The organism is Desulfocapsa sulfexigens DSM 10523, from assembly GCF_000341395.1.
GTDB lineage: Bacteria > Desulfobacterota > Desulfobulbia > Desulfobulbales > Desulfocapsaceae > Desulfocapsa > Desulfocapsa sulfexigens.
The window spans coordinates 559,738-575,930 of the sequence record NC_020304.1 but is presented as its reverse complement, the minus strand read 5'-3'; the positions used below and the strand labels follow the sequence as shown (position 1 = coordinate 575,930).

General features: G+C 46.5%; 16 protein-coding genes. 13 read left to right on the top strand and 3 right to left on the bottom strand.

Annotation, left to right across the window (positions count from 1 at the left end):
- Window positions 1-23 precede the first annotated feature (23 nt).
- From clpS to UWK_RS02430, 7 genes are all read left to right on the top strand, one after another.
- The gene (clpS, locus tag UWK_RS02460; RefSeq protein WP_015402765.1) at window positions 24-326 is read left to right on the top strand and encodes an ATP-dependent Clp protease adapter ClpS; all 303 of its coding nucleotides are present in this window, start codon (window positions 24-26) and stop codon (window positions 324-326) included.
- A gap of 11 nt (window positions 327-337) precedes the next feature.
- Window positions 338-2,608, top strand: a complete 2,271-nt coding sequence (clpA, locus tag UWK_RS02455; RefSeq protein WP_015402764.1) for an ATP-dependent Clp protease ATP-binding subunit ClpA — start codon at window positions 338-340, stop codon at window positions 2,606-2,608.
- 8 nt (window positions 2,609-2,616) lie between these two features.
- The gene (locus UWK_RS02450; protein WP_015402763.1) at window positions 2,617-2,985 is read left to right on the top strand and encodes a hypothetical protein; all 369 of its coding nucleotides are present in this window, start codon (window positions 2,617-2,619) and stop codon (window positions 2,983-2,985) included.
- A 192-nt stretch (window positions 2,986-3,177) separates the two neighbouring features.
- Complete coding sequence (locus tag UWK_RS02445) at window positions 3,178-4,269, top strand: ExeA family protein (protein WP_015402762.1); 1,092 nt, start codon at window positions 3,178-3,180, stop codon at window positions 4,267-4,269.
- A gap of 80 nt (window positions 4,270-4,349) precedes the next feature.
- Window positions 4,350-5,789 (top strand): DNA recombination protein RmuC, encoded by a 1,440-nt coding sequence (gene rmuC, locus UWK_RS02440; protein ID WP_015402761.1) that lies wholly within the window; start codon window positions 4,350-4,352, stop codon window positions 5,787-5,789.
- Window positions 5,790-5,997: 208 nt separating this feature from the next.
- The gene (locus tag UWK_RS02435) at window positions 5,998-6,444 is read left to right on the top strand and encodes a hypothetical protein (RefSeq protein ID WP_015402760.1); all 447 of its coding nucleotides are present in this window, start codon (window positions 5,998-6,000) and stop codon (window positions 6,442-6,444) included.
- A gap of 108 nt (window positions 6,445-6,552) precedes the next feature.
- On the top strand, window positions 6,553-7,110 hold the full coding sequence (locus UWK_RS02430) for a transporter substrate-binding domain-containing protein (RefSeq protein ID WP_153304797.1): 558 nt from the start codon (window positions 6,553-6,555) through the stop codon (window positions 7,108-7,110).
- 91 nt (window positions 7,111-7,201) lie between these two features.
- Here UWK_RS02430 and UWK_RS02425 read toward each other — a convergent pair whose 3' ends face one another.
- Entirely contained in the window at window positions 7,202-7,516 is a 315-nt protein-coding gene (locus UWK_RS02425) for a hypothetical protein (protein ID WP_015402758.1), read from the bottom strand.
- Window positions 7,517-7,851: 335 nt separating this feature from the next.
- Between UWK_RS02425 and UWK_RS02415 the strand changes: the two genes are divergently transcribed.
- The 6 genes from UWK_RS02415 to UWK_RS02390 all read left to right on the top strand — a co-directional run bounded on the left by UWK_RS02415 (window position 7,852) and on the right by UWK_RS02390 (window position 13,350).
- Entirely contained in the window at window positions 7,852-9,051 is a 1,200-nt protein-coding gene (locus UWK_RS02415; RefSeq protein WP_015402757.1) for a glycosyltransferase family 4 protein, read from the top strand.
- On the top strand, window positions 9,035-9,811 hold the full coding sequence (locus tag UWK_RS18095; protein ID WP_015402756.1) for a hypothetical protein: 777 nt from the start codon (window positions 9,035-9,037) through the stop codon (window positions 9,809-9,811). The genes UWK_RS02415 and UWK_RS18095 overlap by 17 nt, the downstream gene beginning before the upstream one ends.
- Before the next feature lie 108 nt (window positions 9,812-9,919).
- Complete coding sequence (locus UWK_RS02405; protein WP_015402755.1) at window positions 9,920-10,942, top strand: NAD-dependent epimerase/dehydratase family protein; 1,023 nt, start codon at window positions 9,920-9,922, stop codon at window positions 10,940-10,942.
- Window positions 10,943-10,961: 19 nt separating this feature from the next.
- The gene (locus tag UWK_RS02400; RefSeq protein WP_015402754.1) at window positions 10,962-12,131 is read left to right on the top strand and encodes a polysaccharide pyruvyl transferase family protein; all 1,170 of its coding nucleotides are present in this window, start codon (window positions 10,962-10,964) and stop codon (window positions 12,129-12,131) included.
- Window positions 12,131-12,763, top strand: coding sequence for a hypothetical protein (locus tag UWK_RS02395; protein ID WP_015402753.1), 633 nt, complete (start codon window positions 12,131-12,133; stop codon window positions 12,761-12,763). Before UWK_RS02400 ends, UWK_RS02395 begins: the two co-directional genes overlap by 1 nt.
- 122 nt (window positions 12,764-12,885) lie before the next feature.
- Window positions 12,886-13,350, top strand: coding sequence for a hypothetical protein (locus tag UWK_RS02390; RefSeq protein WP_015402752.1), 465 nt, complete (start codon window positions 12,886-12,888; stop codon window positions 13,348-13,350).
- 45 nt (window positions 13,351-13,395) lie between these two features.
- On the opposite strand, the gene UWK_RS02385 is transcribed toward UWK_RS02390, so the two are convergent.
- Window positions 13,396-14,370 (bottom strand): hypothetical protein, encoded by a 975-nt coding sequence (locus UWK_RS02385; RefSeq protein ID WP_015402751.1) that lies wholly within the window; start codon window positions 14,368-14,370, stop codon window positions 13,396-13,398.
- A 250-nt stretch (window positions 14,371-14,620) separates the two neighbouring features.
- Entirely contained in the window at window positions 14,621-16,006 is a 1,386-nt protein-coding gene (locus UWK_RS02380) for a Coenzyme F420 hydrogenase/dehydrogenase, beta subunit C-terminal domain (RefSeq protein ID WP_015402749.1), read from the bottom strand.
- Window positions 16,007-16,193: the final 187 nt, after the last annotated feature.

The window sequence follows — 16,193 nt, the reverse complement described above, 5'->3', positions numbered from 1 at the left end:
AATTTAAAAAATAGAAATACCCTATGAGTGACAAGAAAGGATCGGTGGCCACAAGAGATCGCAGTAAGATCCAGGAGCCTTCCCTCTATAAAGTACTGTTGCACAACGATGATTATACCTCCATGGAATTTGTGGTTGCTGTTCTTGAGAGAGTTTTTCGAAAGAACACCTCGGAAGCCAGTAAAATCATGATGAATGTGCATCAGGAGGGTGTTGGTATTGCCGGAGTGTATACCCTTGAAATATGCGAGACAAAGGTGGTTATAGTTCACGATCTTGCACGGAAGAATGAATTTCCATTACGTTGCAGCATCGAAAAAGTCTAACTGGTACTATTATGATAAGTAAAGCACTGGAAACAGCTCTGATACGGGCTATACGTGAAGCAAAAGAACATCATCATGAGTATGTTACCGTGGAACATATGCTCTATGGTCTGCTCTATGATGAACTGGCAGATTATATTATCCGCGAATGTGGAGGATCCACCGAGAACCTTAAAAACCGCCTGGAATCTTTCTTTGCAGGAGAGCTTCCCATTCATAGTGCAGGAGTCCAGGGTGAACCTGCTCAGACCGTCGCTTTTAACCGTGTTTTGCAGAGGGCTGTTGCCCATGTGCAGAGCTGTGGAAAAAAAGAAGTTGATAGTGGTGATGTTCTGGTCTCCATTTTTTCTGAAGCCGAGTCCCATGCGGTGTTTTTTCTCGGTTCTGAGGGCCTGGGCAGGATGTCCGTGGTGGAGTTCATTTCTCACTCTCTGCCGGAAGGTTTGCAGAAAGAGCCACTGCCGAGTATGCCCGATAATACCACGGGTGATAAAAAGGCTGATAAAGATGAAAAAATCCTTGAGGAGTTTACGGTTAACTATGCGCAGGTTGCTGCGGAAGGAAAGCTTGATCCTCTTATTGGACGTAAAACTGAAGTGCATCGGATGATGCAGGTGCTCTGTCGCCGCAAAAAAAACAATCCTTTGCTGGTTGGTGAACCGGGCGTTGGAAAGACTGCCATTGCCGAAGGGCTGGCTCTTCTTGTTCATGAAGATACCGAAGCGCGGGCATCGGGGCATAAGGCACTGGTGCCGGATCTGCTTCAGGGGGTTGAAATATTCCTCCTTGATATGGGAAGCATGGTGGCAGGGACCAAATACCGCGGTGATTTCGAGAAAAGGATTAAGGGGGTTATCTCAGCAATTGAACGCAAGGATAATGCCATCCTCTTTATCGATGAGATGCATACCATCGTGGGCGCGGGTGCCACTAGCGGCGGTTCCATGGATGCGTCCAATCTGTTGAAACCTGCTCTACAGTCTGGAACTCTTCGCTGTATCGGATCCACCACCTATGAAGAATACAAAAATCATATAGAGAAAGACCGGGCTCTGTCCCGCAGATTTCAAAAGATTGATGTTGAAGAGCCAACGATTGACGAGACCAAACGCATCCTGCAGGGATTATTGTCTCGCTATGAGGAGCATCATCTGGTCAGGTATTCGAAGCCTGCTGTTTCCGCAACTGCCGAACTTGCCGACAGATATATCAACGACCGTTTTCTTCCAGATAAGGCGATTGATATTCTGGATGAAGTCGGCTCGGCCTTTCGGATGGCTGGGAAGATGGGCAAGGTGGTCAAAGTTCGCGATGTTGAACAGGTGGTATCGCGCATGGCGCGGGTTCCTGCAAAAAGTGGAACGAGTGCTGAGCTGAGTTCCCTGAAAGATCTTACTGCCTCCATGAAAAAAGTCATTTTTGGTCAGGATTCGGCAATTGATGCTGTCGTTACCGCTGTGAAACGATCACGGGCAGGTCTTGGGAATCCCGATAGTCCCACCGGGAGTTTTCTTTTTGCCGGTCCAACGGGAGTGGGCAAGACGGAGGTCGCGAGGCAGCTTGCTGCTAAGCTTTCCATTCATTTCGAACGCTTTGATATGAGTGAGTACATGGAAAAACATGCCGTGGCCAGGCTTATAGGATCGCCTCCCGGATATGTGGGATTTGATCAGGGTGGCCTGCTCACCGAGGCTATTCGTAAACATCCTTATTCCGTATTGCTGCTTGATGAAATTGAGAAGGCTCATCCGGATATTTTTTCCATCCTTTTACAGGTGATGGATCACTCAACTCTCACTGATAATTCCGGTAGGAAGGCAGATTTCCGCAATGTCATTATTATCATGACCACTAATGCGGGGGCAAGAGAGATGTCTGCAGCACCTATCGGTTTTGTTGCCGAGACCAAAGGGCGTGAGCAGAAGGCGCTGAAGAATCTTTTTGCACCGGAATTTCGTAATCGATTGGATGCCAGTATTTCCTTTTCGGCCCTTGATTCAAAAGCGGTTGAAAAGGTAGTGGACAAGCTGATGGTTGAGTTGCAGGCGCAGCTTGCCGAACGAAAAGTTGAAGTCCGTCTTACGGCTGCAGCACGAAACTGGCTTGCAAAAACCGGCTATGAACCGGCATATGGGGCACGTCCTCTTCGTCGTTTGATCCTGAAGGAAATTGGTGATGTACTTACCGATGAAATCCTTTTTGGAACGCTTGTCTCAGGTGGTCTGGTTAGCGTCGGGCTACGCGATAAAAAACTGACATTCACCTACAAGCTTGAAAAATAGTCCTGTGTATGTTTTCTGAGATGGTGGCTAAATTGAGAGAGGGGGAACTGCCAGATCCCTCTCTTTTGCGCGGAAGATGTCATGCTGCTGTCACCAAAAAACTGGCTTTTCTTCGTCTTCCGCCGGTCTATTGGGAGAGCGATCCCAAACGTAATCCCGATTCCAGCCATCTCCTCTGGGCAGTTCTCCTGCTGCACGACCTGGAGATGCTTGATGCTGTAAAGGGTATTATTCTTATGGAGCAGGCTGAAAGAGAACGTCTCTCTCTGGAGGTGTTCGTGCAGCAGAGTCTGGCTGAACTGTATAGTCTTGCTCCTACCCCAAAGTTTCGTACATTACTGGAAGAGCAGGTTGCCAGTTCCTCTTTAATGCAATAGGGGCCTCCTTCGGCTATCTCGCCTGGAAAAAGCAAAATAGTTTATTACTCCCCCACAGTTTTTGAGATGAAAAAAGAAAAACCTTGTCCATTGGCCATGGATGATAGTAATCTATTGTGAATAATATCAATATGGAACACTGGGTGGCTCCACTGCACCTTATCCCCCTGGCTCACTTTTTTCAGGACGCCAATGTATCGGAACTATTTCGGGCTTAAAGAAAAACCATTTTCCATTGCTCCTGATCCTCGCTATCTTTACATGAGTGAGTCGCATAGGGAGGCTTTGGCCCACCTTTTGTATGGGGTTAGCAGTGGCGGCTGTTTTATCCTACTCACTGGAGATGTGGGTACTGGAAAGACCACCCTCTCTCGTTGTCTTCTGGCACAACTTCCAGAAAATACCGATCTTGCCTTGATTGACAATCCACTTTTGACCGTTCTTGAATTTCTCGAAGCTATCTGTCTCGAGTTAGATATTCAGCTTGAGGGTGTGGAAAAAAGTGTGGACTCCTATGCCGGGCTGATCAATCGCTTCCTTATTGACGCTCAGGAACGGGGGCGAAATATTACTCTACTTATAGATGAGGCCCAGAATTTGAGCCTTGATTTATTGGAGCAGCTTCGTCTTTTGATCACTTTGGAAGCTGATCATAAAAACTTGTTGAAGGTAATTCTTCTCGGACAGACAGAGCTGAGGCAGATTCTTAAGCAGGAAGCTGCGGAAGAGCTCAATCAACGGATCACCTCCAGGTATCATCTTCTTCCCCTGGATAGAGAAAGCACCTCAGCCTATATTAAGCATCGTCTAACTGTGGCCGGAGAGGCGGAAGATATTTTTTCACAGAGTGCCATGGCTCGAGTTTTTGAACTCAGCAGCGGCATTCCCCGTCTTATTAACGTGTTATGTGATCGAGCTCTGCTTGGTACATATGAGGAACAAAAGTATCTTGTTACCGCCGGGATTGTTGAGGAGGCGGGGCGGGAAGTACTGAGGGGCAATACTGGAGAAAAAGAGCAAAGGCTCCGGAAAAAACTGTGGCGAGGACTGATCCCTGTTGCAGCTGTTATAGCGCTTGGGGTTGGTGTTGCTTTCTATTATCTGGGTGGTCCGGTATTCCTTGGGGGACCTCCAAAGGATCAGAATCCTGTAGTCCAGGGCGGAAAATTTGCCGAGGCGACTGAAGATACAGAAAGTAAAATTGCAACTGGGGAATTGCAACCGGAAGAAGTAAAGGCTGACAGGGCAACTATAAGGATAGTACCCCTTGAAATTAATGACTAGAAAAACATGAATTTCCTGAAAACCAACCTCCTGGCTCTTGTTCAAGAGCTGTTCTATTCGTAAAAAGGGAGTCAGTATCCATGATCTCCCCGTTTGACCAATTGGTCCTCTGGTTTCAGCAACAATCCCAGTTCACTCAGCTCTTAGCCGTTGGAAGCTGGAGTTTTCTGTGCGGCCTCCTGCCAACTGCCTTTATTCTGTGGCTCGTTTTTCAGAAGCAAAAGGAACGGTTTCTCAGCAGGCAGCAGCTTATTGCCGAATTCGAGAAACAGGCAACGGAGAATCGGATTGCAGCAAGTGATCTGGTGTGTGAGAATGTTCGCCACCAATGTGAACAGCTAATCGAGGAGAAGAGACACAAGCAAAGCATTATTAGTGAATTGCAAGAGAAAGAAGCGAAGCAGCGCAGTGAAAATGCCAGACTGCAGACACGGATTGAGCAAGAACAACTCCATGCGGAAGAAAGGTTAAACCTCCTGGACGGAGCCAGAGAACAGTTACGTTTGCAGTTTTCCGAGCTTGCAGCCTCTATTCTGGAGGAGAAAAGTGCTCATTTTTCACGAGAGACTCAGGAAAAGATCTCTGGCTTACTGTCCCCTTTTCACGAACAGTTAAAGTCTTTTCGTCAAAAAGCAGATGCTGTTCATCACGATGAAACCAGGGACAGGGCAGCTTTACAGCGCGAAATCACCTCCCTGAGAAACCTGAACCAGCGGATGAGTGATGAGGCTAACAACCTCACCAAAGCTCTTAAGGGCAATAAACAGGTTCAGGGAACATGGGGTGAAATTGTCCTGGAAAGGGTTCTTGAACAATCTGCCCTGCGTAAGGGAATTGAGTATGAAACCCAGGCAGTGTTCCGGGATGAAGCCAATCGGTTTCAGAGGCCGGATGTTATTGTTCGCCTACCAGATGGCCGTGATATTATAATCGATTCTAAAGTATCCCTGGTCTCCTGGGAAAAATATGTTAACAGCGATAAAGAGCAGGAACAGGATACTTTTCTTCGTCATCATGTGAAGGCCATAAAGGAGCACGTAAAGATTTTGGGAGAAAAAGATTACGGGTCACTTGCAGAAATTCAGACCCTTGATTTTGTCTTGATGTTCATGCCGATTGAAGCTGCTTTTCTCGCAGCTTTTAAAGCTGATGAAACGCTGTTTTCCGAGGCGATGAGTCGAAAAGTGATTCTTGTCAGCCCCACAACATTGCTTACCACTCTTCGGACAATCGAAAGTATCTGGCATTATGAAAAGCAAAGCAGGAATGCCAGAGAAATTGCTGAACGGGCAGCAGCTCTCTATGACAAATTCTGCTCATTTACAGAAGATATGGAGCGTATTGGAAAACAGATGCATGCTCTCCAGAGTAGTTATGACAGTGCCATGACCCGGTTAAGTCGGGGGCGTGGTAATCTGATTTCCAGGGTAGAAAATTTTCCTCAGATGGGAGTAAAGGTTAAGAAATCTATTCCAGCTTCGATCAGGAATGATGCTGATCTTTATACTGATCCTGCGTAATATTATTAAACAGAATAGCCTGGGTAAAACCTTCAGCCGATTTTGTCGGCTGCCCCAAATAAATCACAGCAGTGTATGCAATCCTAGGCAAAGGGAGAACAGTTATTATTATCCTTTACAAGTCGTTTTAAATTGTGCATAGTATTGGGTACAAACATTTCTCAGGAAGACTCCTGAATCTCAATAGTCAAGAATATGGAGACGAATTATGTGCCAGGAAGTAAGAAAAACATGTAACTGCGGAAAAAAGGATGCCACATTTCATCTGCGTGATAACGTAATGGGACAGGAGGTAATCGATCGCTTGTTTTGCCCAAGCTGTTCAGTGGATCAGAAGTTTGACAGAGAGACAATGGTAAGTGATAATAATTGGGTTATTGAATATGATATGGATCTGGTTCGTATGTTTGCCATTGCCAAACTGAGTATGGATCCAGCTCATGTCAATCCTGAGTTTATTTTTGATGAAGGCTATGCAACCTGGCGTGAGATGTATCCCGGAGAGACTGCGGATATCACCGAGGAGCGGAATAAGATCATTGCCATGAAAGATAGTGATCCCAAGGAGTATCTCACCGCGATCAACACCTGGGCTGTTGAAAGAATCCAGCGCCTCAAAGATGACGGCTGGCGGAAGGCCGTCCAGGCCTGCTGATTGTTTTTTGATCAATGATAGCGCCCAGGCAGGAAACTGTCTGGGCGTTTTTTGTTTTGGGAGGGAGTGTGATAAAAAAAATGGTTGCCTGGCTGATTGGTCAAGGTCTTGTGTTGCTGTTGTTGTGTCCTTATTGGTTCTGCAATTGCGTCGTCTGGATGGGCTATTACGGCAACGGATGACCTGGTAAAGGTCAAGGCGTGGAAAGGTGATTATGATGAGATGGTGAAGAGACGGGTGATTCGTGTACTCATTCCATATAGCAAAACCTTTTATTTCCTCGATGGTGCAACTGAAAAAGGTTTGTCGTATGATGCTGTAAAACTCTTCGAGAAGTACATCAATAGGCAGCAGGGAACAAAATACTTAAAAATTCATACTATCATCGTCCCAACCGAACGTCATCTCCTGTTGTCCCGACTCAACGAAGGTCTTGGAGATATCGCTGTAGGGAACCTTACAATTACCGATGAACGGCTGCGAACAGTGGATTTTTCTGCACCCTTTGCTACGAATGTAAGAGAAGTGGTTGTAACAAGGAAAGGTATACCAGAGCTAGAAAACAGCCATGATCTTGCCGGGATGGAGCTATATGTCCGTGAATCCAGCAGCTACTATGAAAGTATCTTAAAGCTGAACAAAGGAAACCGTTCAGTATGTGATTAATATTTATAAGTATTACGTGGTATATGCTATTCTTGCTGAACAGGGAAAAATCTAGGAGATTTGCAGGGCAAATTCCCACCATCCCTCAGCTTTACAGGGCAAGGCTTTGCTCAGTTGCCACTTCGATAGCGAGATCAGCTCTTGCCTTTGAATCCATTTCTCTGTTCTTTTCTTTGCACCAGGCAGGAAATGTTTCCGGGTCGATAAAGACCTTTATTACCATATCACCGTTTCCTTCAACTGTTTTGACCATCTCCTCCGCTCTTGCGAGCCAGTCACCGTAGCTTTTGGGGAGGAGGTGGCTATCACTGAAGAGCTTGATAAGTGTCTCCCAGTCTTCTTCTTTGTACCAGACCATGGCCTGAATTGTGGGTTCTTGAGTGTTAGTTGTGTTATTATCTGTCATGTTAGTGTCTCTGAGCTACTGATTTTTGAGTGAGGAGAAAAATCGTCAACATACCAGATAACTCCTTTCGTTTCCAGCGCATCTTTTTCCTGGTTCGACAAATATCTGTATTGGTAGTACTGCGTATCTCTCCGAGGGAGATCTTGGCTTAGGTGAGTCCGATTAGCGCGGGTCTGGAGTGTAAAGCAGATAGAGTATGATGGCGGTTTTAACGGTTTTTTTATTGCACACTTATAATTAAAATGGTTTAGAACACCCATTGCTCCTGTTTGAGTCTGATCTTTGTAAGTTCAATTTCGACAATTCAGTCAGTTAAAAAACGATTCTGCCACAATATGAAAAGAATCCTCCTTATCTCCCCACAGCCTTTTTTTCAATGGCGAGGGTCTCCTATTCGTGTAAGTTTTAATGTTCAGGCCCTTGTTAAATCAGGTTATTCAGTGGATTTACTGACTCTTCCCATTGGTGAACGGCGTGACATAACGGGTGTAAATATTATCAGGGTGGCGAATCCTTTTCAGTTCAAGCAGATTCCCATAGGTCCATCCGCGTATAAGATCTTTTTCGATATCCTCCTGTTTTTTAGGGGACTGCAACTCATCCGAAAAAACAAGTACCTCGTTATTCATGGAATTGAAGAAGCTGGAATGATAGCCGTTTTGCTAGGTCGCTTTGCTGCATGTAAGTCTATCTTTGAAAAACATTCAGATCCGTCTTCCTATAAAAAAGGATTTTTGAAGAATATCCTCCTTTCCGGTTACGCTTTTGTCGAGCGGATGACGGTAAAGCGGGTTGACGCGGTAATCTGTACGGGAGCTGGGTTGGCAAAGCAGGTAGATGATATGAAGACATCGACCCGCGCCTTTCATATCTTTGATATTCCTTCATCGCTTGTGGAGCCAGATCCTGCTCGAGTAGCTCTGGTACGTGCAGAACTTCAGCAACGGCCGAATGAAATCCTTCTTACCTTTGTTGGCTCATTTGCCATATATCAGGGTGTTGATTTGTTAATTGAATCCATCCCTGAGGTGGTGAAGAGTTGTCCTCAGGCCCGGTTTATTATTATCGGTGGCACGGATAAGAAGATTGAAGAGCGTAAACAGATTTTACAACAGCAAAATGTTCTGGATGCCGTCAGTTTTATCGGGATGGTTGCACCGGACACTCTGCCAGACTATCTTTCCGCCTCCGACATTCTGCTTTCGCCACGAATAAGTGGTGTAAATACCCCCTTGAAACTTCTTGATTACTTGAAAGCTGGCCGGTCGATTATGGCCACCGATGTTAAGGCAAATCGTCTGATACTCAATGAAAATCTGGCGACTTTAGCAGCCCCGACACCGAAGGATATGGCAGAGAAGATGATCTCACTTATTGAAGAAAAAGATATGCGGGAGGCTATGGGCAGCGAGGGGCGGAAGCTCTATGAAAGCACATATAATTTCCACAATTATACTGAAAAACTGGCTGCCTGTTACACATTTGTACTGCAGAGTGAGCCTCATAAGGTGAGTTTTGATGCGTCTGACAGCTGATACCCATGTTCATATATATCCAGAGTATGACATACAACTGGCCCTCCATAACCTGCGCCGCAACCTTTCTCAACTTGACAGCCAGGCAACCTGTCTTGCATTTCTGGCAGAGCGCTCAGATTGTAATTTCTTCGCCGATTTTGAAAAGAACGGTGCACAGGTATTAGGGGCAGAAGCAGAAGTACGATATCTTGAAAGTGCCTTACATATAAAGGAAAAGAATTATCCGGATCTTTATATTTTCCCGGGTCGCCAGATTATCACCCGTGAAAGAATTGAAATACTGGCACTCACAGTCGATAAGCAAATACCCGAGGGGCTGGCCGCGAGTGAAGTCGTCAAAAGAATACATCAGGAAAATGGTGTGCCGGTGCTGAGCTGGGCTCCTGGGAAATGGTTTTTCAAGCGGAAAAGAGTTGTTCAAGATCTACTTGACGCTAGCCGGCCCGGTTCCTTACTTATCGGTGACACCACACTTCGTCCCACATGCTGGTTTAGGCCCTTGCTTATGAGACAGGCAGCTCAAAAGGGGCTGACTGTTATCAGCGGTTCGGATCCATTGCCATTTGCCGGGGAAGAGGAGGTCATGGGGCGTTATGGTATACAGTTCGCGTGTGACCTGGATTCTACCAATCCTGTCTCTTCCATACGGTCGGTTCTCACCCGACCAGGATGGCAGCCATCATTACGTGGCAAACGTGGCCATCTTCTTCCCACTTTACGTCGTCTTTTTAAAAATAACAGGTCGAAAAAGCGGTAGTGAATGGCAAGCCAGGGTTGCTTTTAGCTTGCATCGTGCCCGATCTCGTGGTCTTATGTACGGTCATTTTTTGACTGTTTGACAATTTAGCCCAAATGTGGATTATATATGAATGACGTGATATGCCAAATTCCTGCGGGAACTCCTGTGCTGGTAACGGGTGCTACAGGATTCACCGGAACAGTCCTCACCAGAAAACTGGTTGACGCAGGGCTGAAGGTCAGCGCTGTTGCCAGAGAGAGTTCCAACATCGAACCACTTGCTGACCTGGACATAACCTGGTTTCGTGGTGATGTTTTTGACGAAAAGATTATGCGGCAGGCCGTCAGTGGCCAGAGCTATGTGTTCCATGTCGCGGCAGCTTTTCGGGAGGCAAAAAGCACCGAGCAGGATTACTGGGATGTTCATGTTAAAAGTACCCAGATTATTTGTGAAGAGGTTCTAAAGAATCCAAACTTCGAGCGATATATTCACATTTCAACCATAGGTGTACATGGTCATATAGAAAATCCTCCGGCAACCGAGGAGTATCCCTTCAGTCCCGGTGATGGCTATCAGCGTACAAAGCTTCAGGCCGAAGAATGGCTCAATGCATTTGCTGCCGATAAGGATTTTCCCTATACCATCATCCGTCCTGCTGCTATCTATGGCCCTGGTGACAAGCGCCTTCTCAAGCTTTTCAAGATGGCGATGAAGCCCTACTTCCTGCTGTTGGGAAAGGGCAAATGCATGTATCATCTTGTCCATGTGGACGACTTGACGAATTCATTTATTATTGCAGCGACTCATCCGGCGGCCCTTGGAGAGACTTTTATCAGTGGTGCTAATGAACCCATTGCCATTGCTGATATCGCGGCCATAGTTGCTGAGCATTTTTCCAGAAAGATTAAAACGATCCGCCTTCCCATAGGGCCGTTCTTTCTCGCTGGTGATATCTGTGAGGCCATTTGCAAGCCTTTTAAAATTGAACCGCCCATATACAGAAGAAGAGTCGCCTTTTATTCTAAAGACCGCAATTTTGATATAAGTAAGATGCGTGATGTTTTGGGGTATACACCAAGGCATGGGAATAAAGAGGGCATTATTGAGACAGCTGACTGGTATGTGGAACAGGGCTGGTTGCAGCCATAGCATTTGAAATAAGGAATTCATGAAAACCATAACTGTTCTTGGCAATAACTCGGGACGCAATGCAGGCGACAACGCAATTCTCGGAAATCTGTTGGATGATTTTGCGCTTGAGCGTTCTGATATTCTTTTTCAGATTCCGACCTTAAACACCCGTTTTATCCAAACCCATTTTGGACATCATCCGGTTCGTCCCATGGGGATGATGCCATGGAATTTTGCACTCAAAAATCTGGGCTGGCCCCTGTATCGGGCAATGACCAACACCGAGATGGTGCTTGTCACCGACAATATCCTCTTTGATCGGAAGTTTAATAACCCATTTGTTAATAACCTCAAGTCAATAGCTCTCTTTTCAAGGTTTTGTAAGAAAAAAGGGATTCCCATTGTTCTCTATAATTCCAGTATCGGCCCCATTGATCACCAGGTGGGGGCGGAGGCTTTACAGACGGTTCTCGATGCCTGTCCCCTTGTAATAACCAGGGACAGACAGACGAAGGAGCTGATAGAAAAGCTGGAACTGCGTCATCCGGAAATCGTGGTTCATGCCGATTGCGCCCTCAATACTCAATTTCCCTCAGAGGAGCGCCTGAATGAAATTATCGCCAAAGAGGATCTGTTTAAGGGGCCAAACGGCAGTGTCGGGCTGAATGTCAATGCCTATATAGATAACTGGAGTCAGACAGGAACACTTGATCGTGGCGAATTCTGCAAGGTTATCGCCGGTACAGCTGATGCCTTGATTGAGGCGCTGGATGTTGATGTCCTGTTCACCGTAACCCAGATTATGGACATGAAAATTACTCTGGAGTGTGTGGAACAGGTCAGACGGAAGGACAGGGTCAGGGTGGTTGGTAACAAGGATTATACCTATCAGGAGTTAGCCGGATTACTGGGTAAAGTCGGAGTTCATGCGGGCTTGCGCACCCATACTCTGATTTTTTGTGCAGCGGTCGGCACGCCTATGATCAGCATCGATGCCTATCCGAAAAGTGCGGGTTTTCTGAAAACCGTTGGCATGGGTGACTGGAGAATCGCCCTTGCTGACCTGAGTGTTGAGAATCTGTCAGCCATAATGCGAAGAGCCTGGGATGATAGAGATCGATTGAGTAAAGAGATGCTACCCGTTGTGGAGATAGAAAAAAAGAAGGCACGTGACAGTGTCAATCGTGTCCTACAGCTTCTGGATTGATGAAAGTAGAGTTGTCAGGAAGACGGATAGTTATAGCCCTTCTGTTGCTTGCTGTTGCTGTGCTGGTTTTCTATCGCTTGTTCCCAGACTCCCAGACGCCGGCCATCAGTGAACATCGTGTTGTCGAGTCGACTATCAGGGTTAACCCGTTGAGTGTACAGGATGAAGCCTCTACACATGCAAGCATTGCAGTGTCTCCTCCTCCCACCTCCTCCGAGACGGATGACGGTATAACCGGTCAGAGTAATCTGGATCTGGAACGTGCCCAGTCCTTATCTGTTAAAATGTATGGGGATGAGGAGTTCCTTCATGAGCGGTACTCCTTTGATCCTTCCGAGAGGATTTTTCTGCTTATGGAGTTTCATCAGCTTGAGGCAGGAAAACATTATTTATCGGCTCTCTGGAAGGCTCCAAACGGCCGTCTTATCAACACCTCCAGGCATACGATCTCATTAACCTTGCCTTCCCGACAGTATCGTTCCTTCTTTTGGTTGAAACTTATAAAAAATGGGGCTATCACAGAATTAATAACCGGTGACGAATACAAGGGTGGAATTAACGGCAGGTGGAGTGTCGAAATACATCTTGATGGTATTGAACTTGTAACCCAGCATTTTATGATCAATCACTAATACTTTGTTTATTTACTCCATGTAATGTGTCTGAAAGCTGACACAGCTGATACATTGTAGGCCAGCTAAGTATCTTTATGAGATGTCTTATGGCACCACTATTCTAGTTTTGAGGGCGACCTATGAAAAAAATGATCAGATTACTCTTGCCGTTTGCACTTATCCTGTTACTCAATGGCTGTGATGACTGGGACGAACTTGTCGACTCCGTCAGTGGCTCTGGAGATGATGACGAGACTACCGTCGAAGTGTCAACTGTCACGACTACAACAGGGACAGCACCACAAGTGGCATCGGAACCAAAGGAAGAGTCCGTGCCTGAAGCGACCAGCTATGAATCGAGATTTCATCACACCACAACTGGATCTAGCGATGGCGGCAAGTCATTAGTACTTTGCCCGGGGCAGGTCATGGGCTTTGAAAAATGCACTTCCGATGGCGTGAGTATCCCTTTCCACGGGTATGATAATGGTCGGGTCATATACTGGAATATGACCAGAGTACCAAAGGGAGATATTAACTGCGTAAAGGATGGAAAAAGCTACAAATATAGAGCAGACAGGGTAATCGTGTACGGAGACTGCTAAAAGAGAATCCGCAAATACCAAACAGTACTCTCTGCTTTATTCCTCCTATGCATAGCGTTGACCGGGGTTGGCAATGTTATACTGTTTTTCACTTCCATCAATCATTGTTACCGTCACCGTGATATTGGAAGGATAACTGCCACCCGCCTGATCGAATCTGAATACGGGGCGACCGTCCTCGAAATCCTCAAATGCATCTCCAGTTTCTATTGTCTGTCCGCTGTTATCGACAAGGGAAACATCTTTGATCTGGCCAGACATGGTTGCTGGTAATAATACGACGAGGTTCCCATTTTTTTCAGAAACCGGTTTGAAAAGGAAACCATCGCCACCAACAAATTCAGCGGACTCATTTGATGCGGAAATCGAATTGGCGCTGTTAAATTGTGCAGGGCCTGATTCTTGAAGGAAGTCGAGAGAGAGGCGTCCTGCCTCTAGCTCTCCGGAATCAAAGCTTGCCATCATGGCACTGGAAGATCGCATTGCCATCTCAACCAGGGTTACGGCCATGGTTGTTCCAAAGCTGTCGTAAAGTGCGCCCTTGTTGTCGTCAATTTGTGCGGCCTGAAAGGCCTGTGCATGAATTTCCTCAGCCTCTTCCGTGGTGAGAGAACCGTCAGCCACCAGACTTCGCAACGCCTCTCTGGCTGCAGTTTCAACCGGGACATAGCCATCGGCAGTAGTCATTTGACTCTTGTTTTCCTCAAAATATTGACTATAGGTTGCTGCCAGTTCAGGACCTTTTAAGGTTGTTAGTCGTTCTTCAAGGAGAGCTGAAAAAAGTTGCTCTTCATTGACTTTATCTCCTGAGCCTCCAGTTCCTGGTAGCAGTTTACTGAGAACTGCCTCGAATGAGGAAAGCGCTTCATTTTGACTACCAGAATCATTGGCGACTCCCGAGGAATCACCTTCCACAGAGCTTACCGCCTGAGTTTGTTCGGCGGCAGTGGTAAGTGTATTGTTCAGTTGTGGGATAGTTGTATAGGGGCTTAGTCCGGTTGCCGTATCTGTTATACTCATAATTCCTCTCTTCTTTTCTGTGGGGGCAGAAAGTTTAAACAATCAACAAACAGTTATCGTTCTGTCTGTATCGGACAGGAGAACAAAAATATTTACCGTCAGTAATAATGAATACAAATATACCGATTTTTAGGGGCTTGTCCGTTGTAACACAGGGTGGAGGAAAAGCGGGGGGCTTTCAAGGTCAGGGGGATGAGCCGGCCAGCCAGGCCGTTGACCCGGAGAGCAGCACAGGGAGAGTAGCCTGGAGCTACCCTTTGGACGTGGCCCGTTTTAGATATTTCCGTTTTTTTCGCCAGAGTCGTAGCTTGATCAAAGGAATCATGGCTTTTGAAGTAAGTGTCTTGGTGATTGCGTAACGCAACCAGGGGACCTGTCCTGTCCAGAGGAACATTGAAATCAAGATTTCAGTCAGTTTTTCCCAGTTGCTGGCATGGGGCAGAGGACGATCGTATTGCGGTACGGGGATGCCTTTTTTCTGCCAGCGGGCGTGACGTAATGGTGCGTTCAGTCCTTTGCGCTGGGTACGCATCCTGTGGGTTTTGTAGCTCGGATCCTGGGTTACGTCATTGAGCTTTAATACCTCTCGTTCCACCGCCTTTTTGATAATTCTTTTGCCAAGATCACTGCGTACAAATACACGTGATTGCGAATTGTACTTGTATTTGCCACTTTCATCACGTGTCCATGCATCGCCAACGGCTATATCTGCAAATAAATTGGAACCGTCGTAGCAAACCTGGCAGCGTCTTGGGAGGTAGATACCTATCAGGTAATTGTACGCACCATCTTTGTAGTTCGAATAGTGGACAGCCTGTGGCGGTTTGTCCTTGAATACTGCTCGCATCTGGCCGGGCCATGCACCACCGCGAAATTCAAAATTAGTTATCGAGTCAAGGGGGATATTTTTTGTTCTCAGCAATTCGGGAACGACGACGGGTTCCAGTGTACCACCGCAGAAGGTGCCGATAATAACTTTAATCCTGGCAGCCAGAACTTCATCCTGAGCCATGGCATTACGTAAGCCATGGTTGTGGCAGGGAAGACCGACAATGGCGTATTTGCCTTCCTGCTGGCGGATGGTGTGGAGGGTTTTGTTGAGAGGGATGACTGTGTAACGCGATCCCGCACTTGTTAGGATTTCCTCGCGGCTGGTTGCGATAAACGGTTCACCCATCCAGGGTTTGTCTGTACGCATACGCGTGACTACGCATCCATCTACTTCCCCGCTTTCCAGTAGCATGATAGCAAGAGCGGTTATGATACCGCCGCCGGTAGCTTTCTCAAGTATTGACGAATCCAGTGCGTGACCGACTAAAATTTCTTCGCAATGACCGTCAAAACTGAAATCATCACTGATTCCGAAACTTTGCTGGCTGAGTTTTTCAAAATTAACCTGGCCACCGGGGCAGACTTCTCGACATTTGCCGCATGCGGTACATGTAGTCTCGTCGAGCACAGGGTAATAATTCTCATCGAGTGAAATAGCATTCTCGGGACAGACGCCGAGACAGGTAGCAGTACGGGCACATAAGTCTCGTTCAAAGAAGGCAACGGGCAAAGCAGATTTGTCAATTGTTGTTATCACGTGACTGTCAGGATGGGTGTTTAATGGGGAGGAAGTGTCGGTGATCATGAATGTACCAGTTACTACCTTGCTAACTGGTGTAAGCGTGTGTTTTTGACGGGGCTGAGTGCAAGAAAAAGGTTACAGATAAACAAAAAACGGGAATAAATTCTGAGTGTTTATAGAATCTATTCCCGCTTTGATTTTCCCTGGAGGAGTTCAGACCAGAGCCTGGCTTATGCCCGAGTATCCGCAA

Bases quoted from the DNA above. Each gene is read 5' to 3' on its own strand.
- clpS (WP_015402765.1), top strand. From the start codon at position 24: ATGAGTGACAAGAAAGGATCGGTGGCCACAAGAGATCGCAGTAAGATC.
- clpA (WP_015402764.1), top strand. From the start codon at position 338: ATGATAAGTAAAGCACTGGAAACAGCTCTGATACGGGCTATACGTGAA.
- UWK_RS02450 (WP_015402763.1), top strand. From the start codon at position 2,617: ATGTTTTCTGAGATGGTGGCTAAATTGAGAGAGGGGGAACTGCCAGAT.
- UWK_RS02445 (WP_015402762.1), top strand. From the start codon at position 3,178: ATGTATCGGAACTATTTCGGGCTTAAAGAAAAACCATTTTCCATTGCT.
- rmuC (WP_015402761.1), top strand. From the start codon at position 4,350: ATGATCTCCCCGTTTGACCAATTGGTCCTCTGGTTTCAGCAACAATCC.
- UWK_RS02435 (WP_015402760.1), top strand. From the start codon at position 5,998: ATGTGCCAGGAAGTAAGAAAAACATGTAACTGCGGAAAAAAGGATGCC.
- UWK_RS02425 (WP_015402758.1), bottom strand. From the start codon at position 7,516: ATGACAGATAATAACACAACTAACACTCAAGAACCCACAATTCAGGCC.
- UWK_RS02415 (WP_015402757.1), top strand. From the start codon at position 7,852: ATGAAAAGAATCCTCCTTATCTCCCCACAGCCTTTTTTTCAATGGCGA.
- UWK_RS18095 (WP_015402756.1), top strand. From the start codon at position 9,035: ATGCGTCTGACAGCTGATACCCATGTTCATATATATCCAGAGTATGAC.
- UWK_RS02405 (WP_015402755.1), top strand. From the start codon at position 9,920: ATGAATGACGTGATATGCCAAATTCCTGCGGGAACTCCTGTGCTGGTA.
- UWK_RS02400 (WP_015402754.1), top strand. From the start codon at position 10,962: ATGAAAACCATAACTGTTCTTGGCAATAACTCGGGACGCAATGCAGGC.
- UWK_RS02395 (WP_015402753.1), top strand. From the start codon at position 12,131: ATGAAAGTAGAGTTGTCAGGAAGACGGATAGTTATAGCCCTTCTGTTG.
- UWK_RS02390 (WP_015402752.1), top strand. From the start codon at position 12,886: ATGAAAAAAATGATCAGATTACTCTTGCCGTTTGCACTTATCCTGTTA.
- UWK_RS02385 (WP_015402751.1), bottom strand. From the start codon at position 14,370: ATGAGTATAACAGATACGGCAACCGGACTAAGCCCCTATACAACTATC.
- UWK_RS02380 (WP_015402749.1), bottom strand. From the start codon at position 16,006: ATGATCACCGACACTTCCTCCCCATTAAACACCCATCCTGACAGTCAC.